Source organism: Achromobacter sp. (assembly GCF_036567245.1).
Classification (GTDB): Bacteria; Pseudomonadota; Gammaproteobacteria; order Burkholderiales; family Burkholderiaceae_B; genus Achromobacter.
Genome location: NZ_DATCUY010000200.1, coordinates 21,775 through 40,133, shown reverse-complemented (window position 1 = coordinate 40,133; position 18,359 = coordinate 21,775). Strand labels below are relative to the sequence as shown.

The window sequence follows — 18,359 nt, the reverse complement described above, 5'->3', positions numbered from 1 at the left end:
GCTACTCCACCGCCTTGACCATGTCTTCCAGCACTTTCTTCGCGTCGCCGAACACCATCATCGTGCGATCCATGTAGAAAAGCTCGTTGTCCAGGCCCGCATAGCCCGAGGCCATCGAGCGCTTGTTCACGATCACGGTGCGCGCCTTATAGGCTTCCAGGATGGGCATGCCGGCGATGGGCGACTTGGGGTCGTTCTTGGCGGCCGGGTTGACCACGTCGTTCGCACCCAACACCAGCACCACGTCGGTCTGGGCGAACTCGCTGTTGATGTCTTCCATTTCGAAGACCTGGTCGTAGGGCACTTCTGCTTCGGCCAGCAGCACGTTCATGTGGCCGGGCATGCGCCCGGCAACCGGATGGATGGCGTATTTGACCGTCACGCCGCGCTCGGTGAGTTTGGTCGCCAGTTCTTTCAGCGCGTGCTGCGCGCGTGCCACCGCCAGGCCGTAGCCCGGCACGATGGTCACGCTTTCGGCGTTGGTCATCAAGAAGGCGGCGTCGTCCGCGCTGCCTGATTTGACGCTGCGCTGCTGGCCCGCGCCGGCATCCGCGCCGCCGCCCGCCTGGCCGCCAAAGCCGCCCAGGATCACGTTGAAGAACGACCGGTTCATCGCCTTGCACATGATGTAGGACAGGATGGCGCCCGAAGAGCCCACCAGCGAGCCGGCGATGATCAACATCGGATTGTTCAGCGAGAAGCCGATGCCGGCCGCCGCCCAGCCCGAGTAGCTGTTCAGCATGGACACCACCACCGGCATGTCCGCGCCGCCGATCGGGATGATGATCAGCACGCCCAGCACGAAGGCGACCAGCGTCATGATGACGAAAGGCGTCCAGTCCTGGGTCAGCATGAACCACACGCCGCAGCCCAGCATCACGAGCGCCAGCGCCAGGTTCAGCATGTGCTGGCCGGGGAACACGACCGGGGCGCCCTGGAACAGCCGGAACTTGTACTTGCCCGACAACTTGCCGAAGGCAATGACCGAACCCGAGAACGTGATGGCGCCTACGAAGGTGCCGATGAACAGCTCGAAGCGGTTGCCGGTGGGGATCATCGCCCCGGCCGCGACGATGCCGAAGGCGTGTGGCTCGGCCACCACCGCGACGGCGATGGCCACCGCCGCCAGGCCGATCATGCTGTGCATGAAGGCCACCAGTTCCGGCATCTTCGTCATTTCGACGCGGCGGGCCATCAGCGTGCCGACGGATCCGCCGATCAGCAGGCCCAGCAGCACCCAGCCCAGGCCGATCGTGGCCGTGCCTGTACGCGCCAGGCCGACGATGAGCGCCGCCGTGGTCAGCACGGCGATCGCCATGCCGGCCATGCCGAAGGCGTTGCCCAGCCGCGACGTGGTGGGATGCGACAGACCCTTGAGCGCCTGGATGAAGCAGACCGAAGCAACCAGGTAGAGCAGGGTGACGAGGTTGAGCGAGATCATTTCGCTTCCTCCTTGCCCGGCTTGCGATCCTTTTTCTTGAACATCTCAAGCATGCGCCGCGTGACCAGGAAGCCGCCGAACACGTTCACCGCGGCAAGCGCCACCGCGAACACGCCCATGCCGCGGGCCAGTCCGCCTTCGGTCAGGGCCGCCGCCAGCATGGCGCCCACGATGATGATGGCCGAGATGGCGTTGGTGACCGCCATCAGCGGCGTGTGCAGGGCGGGGGTGACGTTCCACACGACGTGGTAGCCGACATAGATGGCCAGCACGAAGATGATGAGGTTCATCAGGGTGGGGTTGATCGCTTCCATGTTCAGGTCCTCCGCGTCACATTGCCGCCTTCGCACACCAGGCAGGCCGCCACGATTTCATCGTCGCGCTGGATTGCCAGCGCGCCGTCCGCATTGATGATGAGCTTCAGGAAGTCCTGGATGTTCCGCGCGTACAGCGCTGACGCATCCGTGGCCACCAGGCCGGGCAGGTTGGTCAGCCCGATAATCGTCACGCCATGCTTTTCCACGACCCGCCCTTTTTCGGACAAGGGGCAATTGCCGCCGCGTTCGACCGCCAGGTCGACCAGCACCGAGCCGGGCTTCATGGCCGCGACGGTTTCGGCGGACACCAGCGTGGGGGCGGGGCGGCCGGGAATCAGGGCGGTGGTGATGACGAGGTCTGCCTGCTTGCAGCGCTCGGACACCAGCGCCGCCTGCCGCGCCATCCAGCCGGGCGGCATGGCGCGCGCATAGCCGCCCGTGCCTTGGGCGATCTCGCGTTCCTCATCGGTTTCGAACGGCACGTCGATGAACTTGGCGCCCAGCGATTCCACCTGTTCGCGCGCGGCGGGGCGCACGTCGGAGGCCTCGACCACCGCACCCAGGCGCTTGGCCGTGGCGATGGCTTGCAAGCCGGCCACGCCGGTGCCCAGCACCACGGCGCGCGCGGCTTTCAGGGTCCCGGCGGCGGTCATCATCATCGGGATCAGGCGGCCGTAGTGATGCGCGGCCAGCAGCACGGCCTTGTAGCCCGCCAGGTTGGCCTGCGAAGACAGCACGTCAAGGCTTTGGGCGCGGGTGATGCGGGGCGCGGCCTCAAGGGCGAATCCGACCAGCCCCGCGGCGGCCATTTGCGCCAGGCCGTCGGCGTCGAACGGATCAAGCATGCCGATGACGACGGCGCCCGGTTTCATTTGCGGCAATTCGGCGGGGGAAGGGGCGCGTACCTTCAGAACGAGTTCGGCGCCCAAGGCATCCTGGGCGGAGCCGAGCGTGGCGCCCGCTGCCTCATAGGCGTCATCAAGATAGCGAGCGGCGGTGCCTGCGCCACGCTCCACGACAACGGTGTGTTTGCCGCCTACGTACTTCTTGACGGTTTCTGGTGTTGCTGCGACACGGGTTTCCCCGTCTCGGGTTTCTTTTGGTATCCCGATGTGCATCGACGCCTCTCCTGGAAGGTTCGCCGTAGTTATACACGGGAATGACAAAAAAAAGCCCCATGGCGAACCATGGGGCTCGGGTCTTTCAACCCACTTGCTCCGGCCAGTCTTACCACGCCGCTGGCCGGTTACCTGCGTGCAAACGTCCGGCGTCAGGCCGTTTGCGCGCGAGTCCAGTTGATCAGCGCGGCGGTGAGGTCGCGCAGATCGGCCTTCAGGCGGCCATAGTTTTCCGTGGGACGCAGCGTGGTTTCGTCCATATACAGCTTGCGGTTGATTTCAATCTGCAGGCTGTGGCGACCCTCTTCGGGGCGGCCGAAGGCGCGCACCAGTTCGACGCCCTTGTAGGGATCATTCACCGTGACGTCGTAGCCACGTTCGCGCAGCCAGGCCGCGATGAATTCGCGGAAGGCCGGGTCGCTGGTGCTGCCGTCGCGATCGCCCAGCACGAAGTCGGGATGGACCAGGCCGGGGCGGTCGGTGGCGAAGGCGCCGGCGACGCTGGGCATCGAGTGGCAGTTGATGTGCCAGACCTTGCCGAACTTCTTGTGGGCGGCGTCCAGCACCTGGCCCAGCGCGGCGTGATAGGGCTTCCAGCAGGCATCGATGCGGTGGCGGACTTCTTCGATCGTCAGCTTGCGGTCGTACAACGGGGTGCCGTCATCCAGCATGCGCCAGATCAGGCCCTTGCCCAGCTTGACCTTCGGCGAGGCGTTGATGGCGTCGGGCCAGGCGGCATCCAGCAGCAGTTCGTCGATCTCGTCGGGCGCGCGGTTGGCGTCGATGTAGGCGCGCGGAAAACCGGCGGCAATCATCGGCACGCCCATTTCCATGGCGTCGCCCCACAGATCGTCAACCCAGGTGTCTTCCGCAGTGCGCAGTGCGCCAAAGTCCACCGCGGCCGCGAAATCGGGAGGGTAGGCGGTGCCGCTGTGCGGAGAATCCAGCACAAGCGGGGCCGAGGTTTCCGAATCCGGATATTGCTGCGGAAGGTCGAGCCGGTAAGACAGGGGTTGGGTAATTCGCATATAGAGGTGTTGCGTTCGTGATTCGAAAGGCCCGCGCTGCCCGTGATGGCGCGGCGCGGGCCGAAGATCGCTTAGTCGATCTTCACGTTGGCTTCTTTGGCGATGCGCTTGTTCTTGGCGATTTCAGCGGCGATCTGCTTGCCGAAGTCGGCCGAGCTGTTGGCGGCGGGTTCGGCGCCCAGGGCTTCCAGGCGCGACTTCACGTCGGCGTCGGCGCTAACCTTCTGCACGGCGGCGTTCAGCTTGGCCAGGATGGGTTCCGGCAGCTTGGCCGGGGCAACCAGGCCAAACCAGGACGCATCGTTCACGGCCGGCAAGCCGACTTCGGCGAACGTGGGCACGTCAGGCAGGCTGGCCACGCGCTTGGGCGAGGCAACGGCCATGGCGATCAGGCGGCCGGATTGCACGTGCGGCAGAGTGGAGGGCAGGTTGTCATACATGACGTCGACCTGGCCGGCCAGCGCGTCGTTCAACGCCGGGCCCACGCCACGGTAGGGCACGTGCATCAGATCGGTGCCCGATGCCATCTTGAACAGTTCGCCCATCATGTGCGAAACCGAACCGTTGCCGGCCGATGCATACGTCAGCTTGCCCGGCTGGCTCTTGGCCAGCTTGATGAAGTCGGCGATGTTCTTGGCCGGAACCTTCGGGTTGATCGTCATGATGTTCGGCACGGCGGCCAGGTTCGAGATGGGCGTGAAGTCCTTCTCGCCATCGAACGGCAGGTTCGGGTAGATGGCCGGGTTGATGCCGTGGGTGCTGACGGTGGCGATGCCCAGCGTGTAGCCGTCAGGCGCGCTGCTGGCGACGAAGGCGCTGCCGATCGAGCCGCCGGCGCCGCCGCGGTTTTCCACCACCACGGTCTGGCCCAGTTCCTTGCCCAGCTTGTCCGCGAACAGGCGGCCGACGATGTCGGTGGTGCCTCCGGGCGGGAACGGAACGATCAGGCGGATGGGCTTGGTCGGATACGCGTCTTCGGCGTGCGCGATGCCCGAGGTCAGCGGCGCGGCCAGGGTCGCGGCGGCGACACACAGGCCCAGTACTACGTTACGGCGTTGCATGGATTCCCCTATGAATTGGAAAGCGGATGCGCAAAGGCAGACGCAAACGCAACGATTCTTTCCTGGCGGTCGGGTTTGCGCAAACGAAAGTTTCTCCGTAAGCTATGAGTTTTTTTCATGCCTCTTTTCGCGGCGGCCCGGAACAGGGCTGTTTCGACTGCGCGGCCTGAAACAATTTGCGTACCCCATCCATGCGGCGTTTCTGTCCTTCTCTTACGGATCTCCAGGCGTTTGAAGTCGCTGCGAGACATAGCAGTTTCACGCGCGCAGCCCAGGAGTTGTGTGTCACGCAGGGCGCAGTCAGTAAGCAGGTGAAACATTTGGAGGAGTTCGTCGGCATCGAACTATTCCTGCGGATCAGGCAAGGCCTGGTCCTGACCGAGGCGGGACGCAGCTATCTGACCAAGATCCAGGCCGGCCTGGGGCAGATCGAGGCCGCCACCGTGGAACTGATCGCGCACCAGGGGCAGGGCGGCACGCTCAATCTGACCTGTATGCCGACCTTCGGCGCGCGTTGGTTGATCCCGCGCCTGACCGCCTTCATGCGCCTGCGGCCGGACATCCACGTCGAATTCCTGCCTCACCGGCAGGGCTATGACTTTTCGACGCCCGAGCTGGACGCCGCCGTGCGTTTCGGCGAGGGCATCTGGCCGGGCAGCGGGGCGGACTACATCGTCGGCCGCGAAATCCTGCCGGTCTGCAGCCCGCGCCTGATTCCGGGCGGCTGTGCGGCGCCGGCCGACCTGCTGGCCTATCCGCTGCTGCACCACACCTCGGCGCTGGACGGCTGGCGCGACTGGTTCGAGCAGGCCGGCTGCGATACCCGGCGCAGCCTGGAAGGCGCGCGCTTCGACCAGTACGCGCTGCTGTCGCAGGCGGCCGCGGCCGGCTTCGGCGTGGCGCTGATTCCGCGCTGCCTGATCGAGGACGAGCTGCGCGACGGCAAACTGGCCGTCGCGATCCAGCTGCCGATCCGGGCGCGCATGGGCTACTACCTGTGCTACCCGGAGCAGAAAGCCAATCTGCCCACCTTGCAGGCGTTCCGCACCTGGCTGATGGAAGTGTCACGGGCGGCCGAGCCGCAGCCGCGGGAAGATGCCCTGTCCGATTTAAAATAAATCCATCATGAGTCAAACATCCACCAAGAAGGGCCGCGTCGTCGTCGGCATGTCCGGCGGGGTCGATTCTTCGGTCACCGCCTGGCTGCTCAAGCAGCAAGGCTACGAGGTCGTCGGCCTGTTCATGAAGAACTGGGAAGACGACGACGATTCCGAATACTGTTCCACCCGCCAGGATCTGCTGGACGCCGCCAGCGTCGCGGACCTGGTCGGCGTCGAGTTCGAGTTCGTCAATTTCGCCGCCGAATACAAGGACCGCGTGTTCGCGGAGTTCCTGCGCGAGTACTCCGCGGGCCGCACGCCCAATCCGGACGTGCTGTGCAACGCCGAGATCAAGTTCAAGGCCTTTCTCGACCACGCCATGGCGCTGGGCGCCGAGCATATCGCCACCGGCCATTACGCTCGGGTGCGCGAGGTGCCGGCCGAGGGCGGCGGCACGCAGTTCCAGCTGCTCAAGGCGCTGGACGCGTCCAAGGACCAGAGCTACTTCCTGCATCGCCTGAACCAGGCGCAGTTGTCGCGCACCCTGTTCCCGCTGGGCGAGATCCACAAGACCGAAGTGCGGCGCATTGCCCACGAGATCGGCCTGCACAACGCTGCCAAGAAGGATTCCACCGGCATCTGCTTCATCGGCGAGCGGCCGTTCCGGGAGTTCCTGAATCGCTATCTGCCGACCGAGCCGGGTCCGATCATGACGCCGGAAGGGCAGAAGGTCGGCCGCCACGAAGGGCTGTCGTTCTACACGCTGGGCCAGCGCAAGGGCCTGGGCGTGGGCGGGGTGAAGGGACGTCAGCGCGAGGACGGCACGGCCGAAGCCTGGTACGTGGCGCGCAAGGACCTGGAACGCAATGTGCTCTACGTGGTGCAGGGACACGACCACCCCTGGCTGCTGTCGGGCGAATTGCGGGCGCAGGACGCCAGCTGGGTCGCCGGCCACGCGCCGGCCGCCGGTGCGTACGGCGCCAAGACGCGTTACCGGCAGGCCGATGCGGCCTGCAAATTGGACGGTGCTGCCGACGGTACTTTCAGCCTCAGCTTTACCGAGCCGCAGTGGGCGGTTACCCCCGGACAGTCCGCCGTGCTTTACGATGGCGAGGTTTGCCTGGGCGGCGGCATCATCCTGTAGGCGTTGCGCCGGCATCCGCCGTGCGGCGTGCGCAGACTTCAATCAAAGCCCCTCGGGCGCGGCCCGTGGGGCTTTGTTCATTACCAAGAAGAAAGAGGAGACAGTTGTGGATGTAACGATGGTGATTTGCCTGCTGGTGCTGGGCGGCGTGGTGGGTTTTGCCGCGGGCCTGCTGGGCATAGGCGGGGGCATGCTGCTGGTGCCTTTCCTGACGATGCTGTTCGCGTGGAAGGGCATGCCTGCCGATCTGGTGGTGCACGCTGCCATCGCCACGTCGATGACGTCGATCCTGTTCACTTCCATTTCCAGTGTCCGGGCGCACCAGCAGCGCGGCACGATCAAATGGAACATCGTCTGGGCCATGGCGCCTGGCATCATCATCGGTGGCCTGCTGTCCGGCGGCGCGGTGTTCGCCGCGCTCAGCACGCTGTGGCTGTCGCTGTTCTTCGCGCTGTTCGTCGGCTATTCCGGCTGGAGCATGCTGCAGAACAAGAAGCCCAAGCCCAGCCGCCAGATGCCGGGCGTAGTGGGCACCAGCGCGGCGGGGGCGGGCATCGGCTTTCTGTCAGGCCTGGTGGGCGCGGGCGGCGGCTTCCTGTCGGTGCCCTTCATGGTCTGGTGCAACGTGGCCTTGCACAACGCGGTGTCGACCTCGGCGGCGCTGGGCTTTCCCATCGCGCTGGCCAATAGCGTGGGTTACGTGGTGTCGGGGTTGAACTCGGGCGAATCGCGTCCCGGCATGCTGGGCTACATCTACTGGCCGGCGTTGATTGCGCTGGTGTGCACCAGCGTGCTGACGGCGCCGCTGGGCGCGCGCATGGCGCACCGCCTGCCGGTGCAGACTCTGAAGCGCGTGTTCGCCTGCCTGCTGTTCGCGCTGGCCGCGTACATGCTGTTCAAGGCCTGGCAGACGTTTACTGCTTAAGCCGGGCAGGGCTGTGTCGATGGAATGGCGCAGCCAACGCAGAAGCGCCGCCGATGCAGAAGCACAGGCGGCGCGGAAGCAAAGGTAAAACAGAAACGCAGGCGGAGCAGAAATGCAGCCAAGCAGAAGCGGGGCCGCACGGATCCGGCTCCGCCGGTCCGTAGCGGCGCACCCTGGGGGGAGGCGCGCAGCGCCTCGGGGGGGGCTACACCCGCGGTGCTGTGTCGACGAAGGACTGGCGTTGCGACAGCTTGTCGTACAGGCGGGCCAGGTTCTGGTGGTTGGTGCGCCAGTCGAGAGAGGCGAAGCGCAGGTCCAGGTAGCCCAGCGCGCAGCCGACGGCGATGTCGGCCAGGCTGTAATTGATGCCCATGCAGTGGGCGTTGTCGCCCAGGCTCTTGTTCATCGCGTCGAGGCTGGCGTGGATCTTGGAGTACTGGCGTTCGATCCATTCGGGGCTGCGCTGGGCCTCGGGACGCTGGTTTTCCTTGACGATGGTCACGCAGGCGTCGAGCAGGCCGTCAGCGATGGCTTCCCAGCACTTGACGGCCGCACGGTCGCGCCCCGGCTGAGGAATCAGGCGGGCGACAGGAGACAGGGTGTCGACGTATTCGACGATGACGCGCGAATCGAAGAGGGCGCCGCCATCTTCCATGACCAGGCAAGGTACCTTGCCCAGCGGGTTGTACGTTTGGATCTGCGTGTCGGCGGACCAGACGTTTTCGAGTTCAAGCCGGTAGTCCAGCTTTTTCTCGGCCATGACGATACGCACTTTGCGCACGTAAGGACTGGTAAGCGAGCCGATCAGTTTCATGGAGTCACAAGCGGAGTCGGAAAGCGGCCGAAGTATAGCAGGCCGCATGACGGCAGACGGCCAAGAGGCCGGAATCTTCGTCAGTTTGCCACAATGTTGCGTGCTTCCGGATGATAAAATCGCCGGATTCGCTCATTCCCCGCTTTTTCTCCTCCACACCATGCAAATCGCCGATCAGCTCAGCCAACTCAACGCCCTTTCGCCATTGGATGGCCGGTACGCTTCCCGGGGCGACGCGCTGCGCGGCCTGCTCTCCGAAGCCGGCTTCATGGCCCACCGCGTCGAAGTCGAGGTGGCCTGGCTGATCGCGCTGTCCGACGCCGGCCTGCCGGAACTGCCGGCCTTCTCCGAAGCTGCCCGCGCCCGCCTGCAACAGTTGGTGCGCGACTTCTCGGAAGCGGACGCCGCCCGCATCAAGGACATCGAACGCGTCACCAACCATGACGTCAAGGCCGTCGAGTACTGGCTGAAGGAAAAGGTGGCCGACGACGCCGAGCTGGCCCGCGCCGCCGAGTTCATCCACTTCGCCTGCACCTCCGAGGACATCAACAACACCTCGCACGCGCTGATGCTGACCCGCGCCCGCAACGAAGTCGTGGTGCCGCGCCTGCGCGAACTGGCCGCCAAGCTGAACGACATGGCCGTGGCCCAGGCCGACCAGCCCATGCTGTCGCGCACGCACGGCCAGCCGGCCAGCCCGACGACCCTGGGCAAGGAATTCGCCAACGTGGCCGCGCGCCTGAACCGCGCGATCGCCGCCGTCGAGGCCGTCGAACCGCTGGCCAAGCTGAACGGCGCTACCGGCAACTACAACGCCCACCTCTCGGCCTACCCCGAGATCGACTGGCCCGCCTTCAGCCAGCGCGTGCTGGCCGGCCTGGGCCTGACCCAGAACCGCCACACCATCCAGATCGAACCCCACGACTGGATGTCGGCCCTGTTCGACGCCATCACGCGCGCCAACATCATCGTGCTGGACCTGGACCGCGACATCTGGGGCTACGTGGCGCTGGGCTATTTCAAGCAGCGCCTGAAAGAAGGCGAGGTCGGCTCCTCCACCATGCCGCACAAGGTCAATCCGATCGACTTCGAAAACTCCGAAGGCAATCTGGGCCTGGCCAACGCCGTGCTGCGCCACCTGGCCGACAAGCTGCCTATCTCCCGCTGGCAGCGCGACCTGACCGACTCCACCGTGCTGCGCAACCTCGGCGTGGGCCTGGGCTACTGCCTGGTGGCCTGGGATGCCTGCATGCGCGGCCTGGGCAAGCTGGAAGTCAACACCGCCGCCATCGACGCCGACATCGACGCCTGCTGGGAAGTGCTGGCTGAACCGGTGCAGACCGTCATGCGCCGCTATGGCCTGCCGCAGCCGTACGAACAGCTCAAGGCTTTGACGCGCGGCAAGGGCATTACCGAGGAACGTCTGCGAGAATTCATCCAGGGCCTGGCCCTGCCCGAAGAGCCCAAGGCGCGCCTGCTGGCGATGACCCCGCGCTCCTATATCGGGCTGGCCGCCGACTTGGCCCGGGCGGTATAGTCGCCTTGCCGCGCGCCTGGGGCGCGCGGCCTCTGTTGACCTTACGGGAGATTGCAATGAAGAAGTTGTCCACGCTCGCCGCGTTGGCCTGTATGACGGTTGGGCCGCTGCTGGCGACGAGCGCGTCCGCGCAGTTCGCCAAGCCCGAGGACGCGGTCAAGTACCGCCAGTCGGCGCTGACGCTGATGGCTTCCCATTTCGGCCGCATGGCGCCGGTGGTCAAGGGCCAGCAGCCCTACGACGCCGCGCAGATCAAGGCCAATGTGGAAGTGCTGAAGACCTTGTCGGCCTTGCCGTGGACGGCTTTCGGCGCGGGCACCGAGGGCGGCGATGCGCGTCCTGAAGTCTGGAGCGACGCCGCGGGCTTCAAGCAGAAGCAGCAAGCCTTCCAGGACAACATCGTCAAGCTCTCGGCCGCCGCCGATGCCGGCGATCTGGACAAGCTGCGCGCCGCGTTCGGCGATGTCGGCGCAAGCTGCAAGGCCTGCCACGACTCGTACCGCAAGAAGAAATAAAGCGCCGGCCGTCCGCGGGCGGCATGTGGGCAAAGAGGCGCCAGCGGAATCGTTGGCGCTTTTTTTCGTCATGGCAGGGTGTGGCCGCGGTCCTCGGACCGTGGGCGCGTCCGGTTCAGGGGAGATCGAATGAAGTCCTTTGAAAATCTGGTGGCCGAGGCCGAAGCTGCCGACGTGAGCGGTTGGGGCTTCGACTGGCTCTCGGGAAGAGCCTCCGAGGAACGCCCGCCTTGGGGCTATGCCAGGCGGCTGGCGCAGCGCCTGGCCAACGTGCAGTCGGCGCTGGACCTGGACACGGGCGGTGGCGAGGTGCTGGCCGAGGCGACCAGGTTTCCGCCGGTAATGCATGCGACCGAAGCCTGGTCGCCCAATGCCAGGAAAGCGCATCAGCGCCTGGCCCCGCGTGGCGTGCAGGTGGTGCAGACCGAGCACGGCGCTGCGTTGCCGTTCGCCGACGCCTCGTTCGAATTGGTGACGTCCAGGCATCCCGTGAGTCCGGACTGGGCGGAGATCCATCGCGTACTCAAGCCGGGCGGATCTTATTTTGCACAGCACGTGGGGCCGGCTTCAGCCTTCGAGCTGATCGAGTATTTTCTCGGGCCATTGCCGCAGGAACGGCGCCTGCGCGATCCGCAGGATGAAGCCGCCGACGCCGCGGCGGCAGGCCTGACCGTGATGGACTTGCGCACGGCGCGCTGCCGGATGGTGTTCCATGACGTGGGCGCCGTGGTCTGGATTCTGCGCAAGTGCGTGTGGTGGGTGCCGGGCTTTTCGGCGTGGAAGTACCGTGATTCGCTGCTGGCGCTGGATGAAAGCATGCGCCGGGGAGAGCCGTTCGTGGCGCATTCGGCCAGGCACTTGATCGAAGCGCGGCGTGGGGCGGGTCCGGTCCGCGAGCAGTGATGCTGCCTGCGGACCGGGGATGATTCAATCACGCTTGCCGGCGCAGGACAGGCAGAGTACCGCTGCGGCGAGGCTCAGGCCATAGGCGATGATGGGCCAACTGGTCCCGCTCGGAAAGAGCGTGATGGCGAGGGTTCCAAGACCACCCAGTATCAGCCCGCCCAGGCAGAAGTAGACCGCAGTGACGGTTCCCGCCATCTGGTCGAAACCCTGAAGTGCGCCGTTCGGCGCCACTGAGACTGCCGAGGCGATGCCGGCGCCGACCAGCCACATCGGGGCGATCAGGCCCAGCGCCGAATTGGGCGCCCACAGCTCGGTGAGGGTGAGGGCGAGGGCTCCCGAGATCAGGCAGCCCATTCCCATCCTCAGCGTTTTCAGGCTCCCCCAGCGGGGGATCAGCCGGCCCATGAGTCGCGCCGTCACCATCATTGCAATCGCTACGGTCGCGAACAGCAGGCTGAAGCCAAGCTGTGACAGCCCTTGGCGGCCCATCATCAGCCAGGGCGCGGTCGAGAAAAAGACAAAGAAGCTGCCCATCCCGGCGCTGTAGCACAGCGTGTAGAGCCAGAAGCTCCGGCGTCTGAGGGGCGAAAGGAGTCGCGACCACTGTGGATCTGCGTCTCCTTGCCGTCTGGTCTCGGGCCATAGCAGCCAGGCCGCGATGATCGCTCCGGTCATTGCTATTCCCAGCAGGCCGAAGATGGCGCGCCATCCCAGCCAGGCGCTGACCAGCGCGCCCAGTAGCGGGCCCGCCGCAGGCACCATCGCCAGCATGGACCCGAGCAAACCGTAGATGACGTGGCTTTCCTTGCGGCCCGAGTAAACGTCGCGCACGGTGGCGAAGGTGGCGACGAGGCATGCCGCGGCCCCGCAGGCTTGGAGGATGCGCAGGCCCAGGAACAGGTCTGGGGACGAGGCGGCGGCGAGGCCGAACGAGGCGGCGATGTAGGCCAGGCCGCCGCCGAGCAAGACAGGGCGGCGGCCCAGCCGGTCCGACAGCGGGCCGAAGACAAGCTGGCCGGCTCCAAGCAGAACCAGGTAAGCCGTCAAGGTCCATTGGACCGTCGCGGCGCCGGTGCCGAGCGCATCGGCCATGAAGGGCACCACGGGCAAGTACATGTCCATGCCCAGAGATGCCAGCAGATCGAACGGCGACAGCAGGAAGAGCGTGGCGGCAAGGGAGAGCCGCCAGGAAGAATCATTTGAGCGCACGAAACCATCTCCTTCAGGAAGGATCAGGCGGCGCTCTTCTTGAGCGGATGGAGTCTCGAGAACGCCGCAACAACCGAAAAAAGCGAGTTGTTGCGGCTTACTTGTCTGCTTGCTTGGCGGTGCTCATGTGCGTCAGGAAAAAGACATATCGGCCGCCACTTCCAGCGACCGGATCCACAGTACCAGGCCCGTGACACAGGCGCCCAGCACCAGGGCGCGCAGCCAGACGGCAAAGCCGTCCTGCGTGGGCGGCGTGCCAGCGGGCACGTCCTTGGCGTCGACCTTGCCCGTGATGATGGCGCGCACCAGGCGCTTGCGGCGCACCAGCGCGTACCAGAGCACCGCGGCGAGATGGAGGGCGACCAGGGTCAGGATGACCCACTCATTGAGCTTGTGCCAGGAGGTCATGGCGGCGGCAACGGTTTCGCTGACGTGCCCGAACAGCGGACCCTGCGTCATGATGTCGTCGGTGGTGAACAGGCCGCTGACCGCCTGGGAGCCGATGACCAGCAGCAGCGCCAACACCGATAGCGCGCCCAGCGGATTATGGCCGGCGGGCGCTGCTGCGCCCTTCAGGTACCGGGCCACGGCGGCCGGCCCGCGTACGAACTGTGTGAAGCGGGCGTAGCGGGGGCCGAAGAATCCCCACAGCAGGCGGAACAGGATCAGGCCCAGCGCCGTGCAGCCGAAGCGCACATGCCAATCCATGTACAGACCGCCCAGCTTGACGCTGACGAATGCGCCGACGATACAGGCGACCAGCGCCCAGTGGAATAGACGGGTGGGGAGGTCCCAGATATGGACCGCGAGACGATTATTCTGCATGGGGGGATCGCCAGGACTGTATTGCCGGGGACTTTATCACGCACAAATTGCCCCGTTGCGGGAGCAACGGGGCGGGGTACTGCTTCAGTGGGTATTGCGGCGCGCGGGCACGATGCGATGCACGTGCTCATGGCGGAAGCGGATGCGTTGGCCAGGAGCCTCTTGCGCAGGCGCTCCGCAGGGCACGACTTCGGTCGTGTAGGTCGTCGTGCCGTTGATCGGCGCGTTGTAGATGACCTTGGCGCGGATTTCCGGGCCATTCGCGGGTTGCAGGTAAACGATGTCGCCGATATGGATCGGCGTGTTGTCCAGCATGGTGTGGGCCGGACGTCGGATCAGGTCCGAGGTAGTGAAACGAGTATTCATGGTGTTTGTTCTCTTGGTTTCTAGTTATGTGAAAAGCCGCGTCAGGCCACGTGACGCGCGGCAATCTTGCCGCATGCCGCTGCCAGCCGTATCGAGTCGGGCGGGCGTGTGGTGACACTAACGCATATCTGCCGCCGTCCCTTTGCGCATTCTCATGTTTTTGCGCGCACGGGCTGACGGCGCGACGCTGTCCATCAGTCCGGGACGGCATCATTTCGGGCTGTGCGATGCGCAAGGCATCCAGGGGTCCGAGGATTCATGCAGGGCATGCAGGCCCTGGCGATTGCGGCGCGTTTACTAGTACTAGTCGCTTGCGCGTGTTGTGGGCGCCGCTGATTGTCTGGTTGCTTCTTGCCAAGCCGGACTGGCGGTTTGGTGAAGGCGTTTTGTTCCAGGCCACGATCCGGATTTGCGTTCTTCGCAAACGGGATGGAATGCTCGGGCTTGGGTGTTTTGTTGAGGGTCTGCCTAGTGTTTGGGGGAGGGCTGATGCTCAGCCTTCAGGACCCGCGCCGTTTTATTTTCGAATGGAAATTGGCGCAAACCGCAGAACTCAACCGCTGATGATACTGGCGGTCAACGCTTTTTGCAAGCGTTTTGTGATAGGGGAGGAAGATATCTCCCCTTATCTGTCCCTTAATGTGCAGTCGGGCGGGCCTGGCGCTGGGCTTCGATGATGAGGCCTTCCAGGCGCGCGGACATGCGCAAGGCGACCTGCGCGCTGGTCTGGCCGTCGGGCTGGGTCTCGGTCTCCAGCGCAAGTTCGATTCGCTCGTTGTCGAAGGCTTCGGGGGCGGCCTGGATTTCCACGTAGCGGGCCAGCAAGGCGTCGACCGCCTTTTGCGCGTCAGTCAGCGCTTCATCGGACAACTGGCCCGGGCTCAGATACTGGTTGACCACCCGCGCCAGGTCGTTCATGAAGAACAGCAGGGCGGCCGCGCCGCGGCAATCGGGATGGGCAAAGCCCCAGGTATCGGAAGTGGCGGTTTGAGTCATGGTTTGGGGCTAGCCTGTGTTGCGGGGGCCGTCGTGGCCGAAGACGCCATTTTATGGGATCGGGCAGCGGGGCCGCATGAGGCATACTGCCATGCCTATGATCAGACTCGCTCGACCTTCAGACTTGGCCAGCCTGGCCGATATCGAACGTTCCGCCGCGCGGCGGTTCCTGGACACGCACATGGCCTGGGCCGCCGGCGATGATACGGCGCCGCAGGCCGAGCTGGCGCAGGCGCTGGCGGCCGGCCTGCTGTGGGTCGCGGAGTCGGAGGGTCTGCCCGCGGGCTTTGCGCTGACCCGGCCCATGGACGGCGATCTCTACCTGGCCGAGATGGCGGTCGCCTTGCCGTGGCAGGGGCGCGGCCTGGGACGGGCGCTGCTCGGTGCCGTGTGCGCCCACGCCCGCGCTGCTGGCCGCTATCGGTCCGTGGTGCTGACCACCGACCGCGAATTGTCGTGGAACCGGCCGTTTTACCTGCGGCAAGGCTTTGTAGAAATGCCGGCGGCGGACCTTACGCCGGGGCTGCAGGCGCGTTTGCGCCACGAGGCGGCCATCGGCTTTGACCCCGCGCGGCGCTGCGCGATGACGTATTCCCTGGCGCCATGATGGGGGCGGCGGACCCTGTGTCAACACGCTTCGATAGCAACAAAATCCGCCCGCTGGAGGCGGCGGGAAGCGCCTTCGGGATAATCTGCCGGAGGGCGGCCGCCCTGATGGTGGGCGGCGGCGGTTTTGCGAACCCGCATGCAAGGAGGATGGGCATGGCACTGCTGCGAGCTTGCCTGCTGGGCCTGGTGACGGCGTCGATGCTGTTTTTGTCCGCGTGCGTCAATAAGGAGCCCCAGGAGCGGGTTGCGTTCATCCAGCTGCTGCAAAACCGGATGAGCAGCGCGTCGCTGTTGCCCATAGGTATCCTGAGCGAGCCGGAAAAGGAAGCCGTAGGCGGCTATGCCGATGCCTACGGCGTGATCACCGATTTCCAGGAGACCATGGCGCAGGCGGCCCTGTCCATGCGCGATGTACTGGAAATCGAGACCATCCGCTCGGTTGCCGAGATCGTGGAACGGCGGGCCCGCTTCGAGGCGGCGCGCAAAACGCTGGCCGAGCAGGCCGCCGAAGTCCAGCAGGCCCAGGCCAAGGCGGACAAGGCGCGGGCAGCGCTGGCGCTACCGGCCGATCTCGCGCCCGTCTATGACGGTGTCTATGACGAAGCCGTGACGGCGCCGGGGGCCGAACTGCTGGATGCCGCGGCCGCCATGGACGCGGTGGCGCGCGATGCGCTGGGCGTCGCGGATTTCGTGGCCGCCCATGAGCAGGACATCCAGCTGGCGGACGGGCAGGCGCGCGTCGCGACGCTCACGCTGCAGCAGGAGCTGAACCTGCGCCTGCAGGGCTTGAACGCGCAATCGGACGTCCTGGAGCGCGCGCGCGCCGTCTTGCTGCAGGTGGCCGGGCAAGCGCCGGACGCCCGCTGAGCGGCGCTTTGTACAATGCGGGTCTCGCGGCGTCAGCCGAGCCTGGGACGGAATATGAGCCAATCTTCCAGCGTGCACTACAGAACCTTTCTGCTCCTGCTGGTGGTGGTCACCATCGCATTCGGCTGGTTGTTGTGGCCCTTTTACGGCGCTGTGTTTTGGGGCGCCGTTCTTGCCATCATCTTTGCGCCGCTGCAGCGCCGGCTGGTGCAGCGCATCGGCGGACGGCGCAATCTGGCCGCGCTGATCACCTTGCTGCTGGTGCTGCTGTTGGTGATCCTGCCGCTCATCGTCATCAGCGGATCGCTGGTGCGTGAAGGGGCGAATCTCTATCAGAGCGTCAAGTCCGGGCAGATCAACTTCGGCGCCTATTTCCAGCAGGCCATGGCGGCCCTGCCGCCGTCCGTGCATGATCTGCTTGCGCGCTTCGACCTGACCGACATACCGAGCCTGCAGGAAAAGCTCAGCGCCGGCGCAATGCAGGCCAGCCAATTCCTGGCGACCCAGGCCTTGAATATCGGACAGGACACGTTCCAGTTCGTGATCAGCTTCGGCATCATGCTGTATTTGCTGTTCTTCCTGTTGCGCGACGGCCCGCTGCTGTCGGCCCGGCTCAAGCGCGCCATGCCGCTGAGCGACACGCACAAGCAGCATCTGCTGCGCAAGTTCACAACCGTCGTGCGCGCCACCGTCAAGGGCAACGTTGCCGTGGCGGCGGCGCAGGGTGCGCTGGGCGGCATCATCTTTTCGATCCTGTCGATCCAGGGCGCGCTGCTGTGGGGCGTGATCATGGGCTTTCTGTCCTTGCTGCCCGCAGTGGGTGCGGCGCTGATCTGGGCGCCGGTCGCGATCTACTTCCTCTTGACCGGCGCCACGGTCAAGGGCGTCGGGCTGATACTTTTCGGCGTGCTGGTCATCGGCATGGTGGACAACGTGCTGCGGCCCATCCTGGTCGGCAAGGACACCAAGATGCCTGACTATGTGGTGCTGATCTCCACGCTGGGTGGCATGGCCTTGTTCGGCCTGAACGGTTTTGTGATCGGCCCGCTGATCGCCGCATTGTTCATGGCCAGTTGGGACCTGTTTGCGCCGCCGGTGGACGGATTGGCGGACAGCGCCGAGGACAAACCGCGCGTTGAGAAGTAAGCGCTGAGGGCCGCCCGATGGCCCGCTCCTACCCGGCGGGTGTATGGTGTAGCAGCGTCGGCCCCCATCGGGGACCGGCCTTTCGTATCAACCTCGACTATTCGGGAGCGCGTTGGATATGGAATGGAAACTGCATCGATCGGGCTGGATCGAAGAACGCAACTTCGACATCGAATTCGCCGAGACCCCTGAGGGCTATCACGCCCGGGTGCGGGTCTTCGGATTTCCGGTGCTGGAAGATACCAAGCACGTATTCCCCAATGAGGCGCTGGCCGAGAAGGGGGCGCTGACACTGATCAAGACCCAGTTCACCGGTACCCCGGATCTGGAAGACCAGTAGGCGGCAGGCGCCGCGCGTCCGCAATAAATTGGGGACGCGCTATTTCCACCACATCTGTATCGACGCGGCGAGGGGATTCCCATGGCGCGGATTGT

General features: G+C 65.3%; 19 protein-coding genes and 1 pseudogene. 10 read left to right on the top strand and 10 right to left on the bottom strand.

The window, feature by feature from the left end:
- Position 1: 1 nt before the first annotated feature.
- The 5 genes from VIR09_RS08630 to VIR09_RS08610 form a co-directional block, all read right to left on the bottom strand.
- Positions 2-1,441, bottom strand: coding sequence for an NAD(P)(+) transhydrogenase (Re/Si-specific) subunit beta (locus tag VIR09_RS08630; protein ID WP_105558451.1), 1,440 nt, complete (start codon positions 1,439-1,441; stop codon positions 2-4).
- Complete coding sequence (locus VIR09_RS08625) at positions 1,438-1,755, bottom strand: NAD(P) transhydrogenase subunit alpha (RefSeq protein WP_006224972.1); 318 nt, start codon at positions 1,753-1,755, stop codon at positions 1,438-1,440. The genes VIR09_RS08630 and VIR09_RS08625 overlap by 4 nt, the downstream gene beginning before the upstream one ends.
- A 2-nt stretch (positions 1,756-1,757) precedes the next feature.
- Positions 1,758-2,876 (bottom strand): Re/Si-specific NAD(P)(+) transhydrogenase subunit alpha, encoded by a 1,119-nt coding sequence (locus tag VIR09_RS08620; RefSeq protein ID WP_332012494.1) that lies wholly within the window; start codon positions 2,874-2,876, stop codon positions 1,758-1,760.
- Between the two features lie 152 nt (positions 2,877-3,028).
- A complete protein-coding gene (locus tag VIR09_RS08615; protein ID WP_310032478.1) occupies positions 3,029-3,904 on the bottom strand; it encodes an N-formylglutamate amidohydrolase in 876 nt (291 codons plus the stop codon).
- 71 nt (positions 3,905-3,975) lie between these two features.
- Entirely contained in the window at positions 3,976-4,965 is a 990-nt protein-coding gene (locus VIR09_RS08610; protein ID WP_332012493.1) for a tripartite tricarboxylate transporter substrate binding protein, read from the bottom strand.
- Positions 4,966-5,156: 191 nt separating this feature from the next.
- Here VIR09_RS08610 and gcvA point away from each other — a divergent pair, with 191 nt between their 5' ends.
- From gcvA to VIR09_RS08595, 3 genes are all read left to right on the top strand, one after another.
- Entirely contained in the window at positions 5,157-6,083 is a 927-nt protein-coding gene (gene gcvA, locus VIR09_RS08605; protein WP_332012497.1) for a transcriptional regulator GcvA, read from the top strand.
- A 7-nt stretch (positions 6,084-6,090) separates the two neighbouring features.
- A complete protein-coding gene (mnmA, locus tag VIR09_RS08600) occupies positions 6,091-7,209 on the top strand; it encodes a tRNA 2-thiouridine(34) synthase MnmA (RefSeq protein WP_332012492.1) in 1,119 nt (372 codons plus the stop codon).
- 106 nt (positions 7,210-7,315) lie between these two features.
- A complete protein-coding gene (locus VIR09_RS08595; RefSeq protein WP_332012491.1) occupies positions 7,316-8,134 on the top strand; it encodes a sulfite exporter TauE/SafE family protein in 819 nt (272 codons plus the stop codon).
- A gap of 205 nt (positions 8,135-8,339) precedes the next feature.
- Here the strand turns inward: VIR09_RS08595 and VIR09_RS08590 are convergent, their stop codons facing one another.
- Positions 8,340-8,948 carry a glutathione S-transferase gene (locus VIR09_RS08590; protein ID WP_332012490.1) on the bottom strand — a complete coding sequence of 203 codons (609 nt, stop codon included), beginning with the start codon at positions 8,946-8,948 and terminating at the stop codon, positions 8,340-8,342.
- Between the two features lie 160 nt (positions 8,949-9,108).
- Here VIR09_RS08590 and purB point away from each other — a divergent pair, with 160 nt between their 5' ends.
- From purB to VIR09_RS08575, 3 genes are all read left to right on the top strand, one after another.
- Complete coding sequence (gene purB, locus VIR09_RS08585; protein ID WP_332012489.1) at positions 9,109-10,485, top strand: adenylosuccinate lyase; 1,377 nt, start codon at positions 9,109-9,111, stop codon at positions 10,483-10,485.
- 56 nt (positions 10,486-10,541) lie between these two features.
- The gene (locus VIR09_RS08580) at positions 10,542-11,000 is read left to right on the top strand and encodes a c-type cytochrome (RefSeq protein ID WP_013392590.1); all 459 of its coding nucleotides are present in this window, start codon (positions 10,542-10,544) and stop codon (positions 10,998-11,000) included.
- 129 nt (positions 11,001-11,129) lie between these two features.
- On the top strand, positions 11,130-11,903 hold the full coding sequence (locus VIR09_RS08575) for a class I SAM-dependent methyltransferase (RefSeq protein ID WP_332012488.1): 774 nt from the start codon (positions 11,130-11,132) through the stop codon (positions 11,901-11,903).
- A 42-nt stretch (positions 11,904-11,945) separates the two neighbouring features.
- On the opposite strand, the pseudogene cml reads toward VIR09_RS08575, so the two are convergent.
- The 4 genes and pseudogenes from cml to VIR09_RS08555 form a co-directional block, all read right to left on the bottom strand.
- Positions 11,946-13,115: pseudogene (cml, locus tag VIR09_RS08570) on the bottom strand (CmlA/FloR family chloramphenicol efflux MFS transporter); the annotation flags it as partial.
- Between the two features lie 132 nt (positions 13,116-13,247).
- Positions 13,248-13,940, bottom strand: coding sequence for a cytochrome b/b6 domain-containing protein (locus VIR09_RS08565; protein ID WP_332012487.1), 693 nt, complete (start codon positions 13,938-13,940; stop codon positions 13,248-13,250).
- An 84-nt stretch (positions 13,941-14,024) separates the two neighbouring features.
- On the bottom strand, positions 14,025-14,306 hold the full coding sequence (locus VIR09_RS08560) for a hypothetical protein (protein ID WP_332012486.1): 282 nt from the start codon (positions 14,304-14,306) through the stop codon (positions 14,025-14,027).
- A gap of 636 nt (positions 14,307-14,942) precedes the next feature.
- Positions 14,943-15,302, bottom strand: coding sequence for a hypothetical protein (locus tag VIR09_RS08555; protein WP_332012485.1), 360 nt, complete (start codon positions 15,300-15,302; stop codon positions 14,943-14,945).
- A 91-nt stretch (positions 15,303-15,393) separates the two neighbouring features.
- On the opposite strand from VIR09_RS08555, the gene VIR09_RS08550 reads away from it, so the two are divergent.
- The 4 genes from VIR09_RS08550 (at position 15,394) to VIR09_RS08535 (ending at position 18,264) form a co-directional block, all read left to right on the top strand.
- Positions 15,394-15,909 (top strand): GNAT family N-acetyltransferase, encoded by a 516-nt coding sequence (locus tag VIR09_RS08550; protein ID WP_332012484.1) that lies wholly within the window; start codon positions 15,394-15,396, stop codon positions 15,907-15,909.
- Positions 15,910-16,064: 155 nt separating this feature from the next.
- Positions 16,065-16,778 (top strand): DUF3053 family protein, encoded by a 714-nt coding sequence (locus VIR09_RS08545; RefSeq protein WP_332012483.1) that lies wholly within the window; start codon positions 16,065-16,067, stop codon positions 16,776-16,778.
- Positions 16,779-16,832: 54 nt separating this feature from the next.
- On the top strand, positions 16,833-17,924 hold the full coding sequence (locus VIR09_RS08540; RefSeq protein ID WP_332012482.1) for an AI-2E family transporter: 1,092 nt from the start codon (positions 16,833-16,835) through the stop codon (positions 17,922-17,924).
- Positions 17,925-18,042: 118 nt separating this feature from the next.
- On the top strand, positions 18,043-18,264 hold the full coding sequence (locus VIR09_RS08535) for a hypothetical protein (RefSeq protein ID WP_332012481.1): 222 nt from the start codon (positions 18,043-18,045) through the stop codon (positions 18,262-18,264).
- Positions 18,265-18,359: the final 95 nt, after the last annotated feature.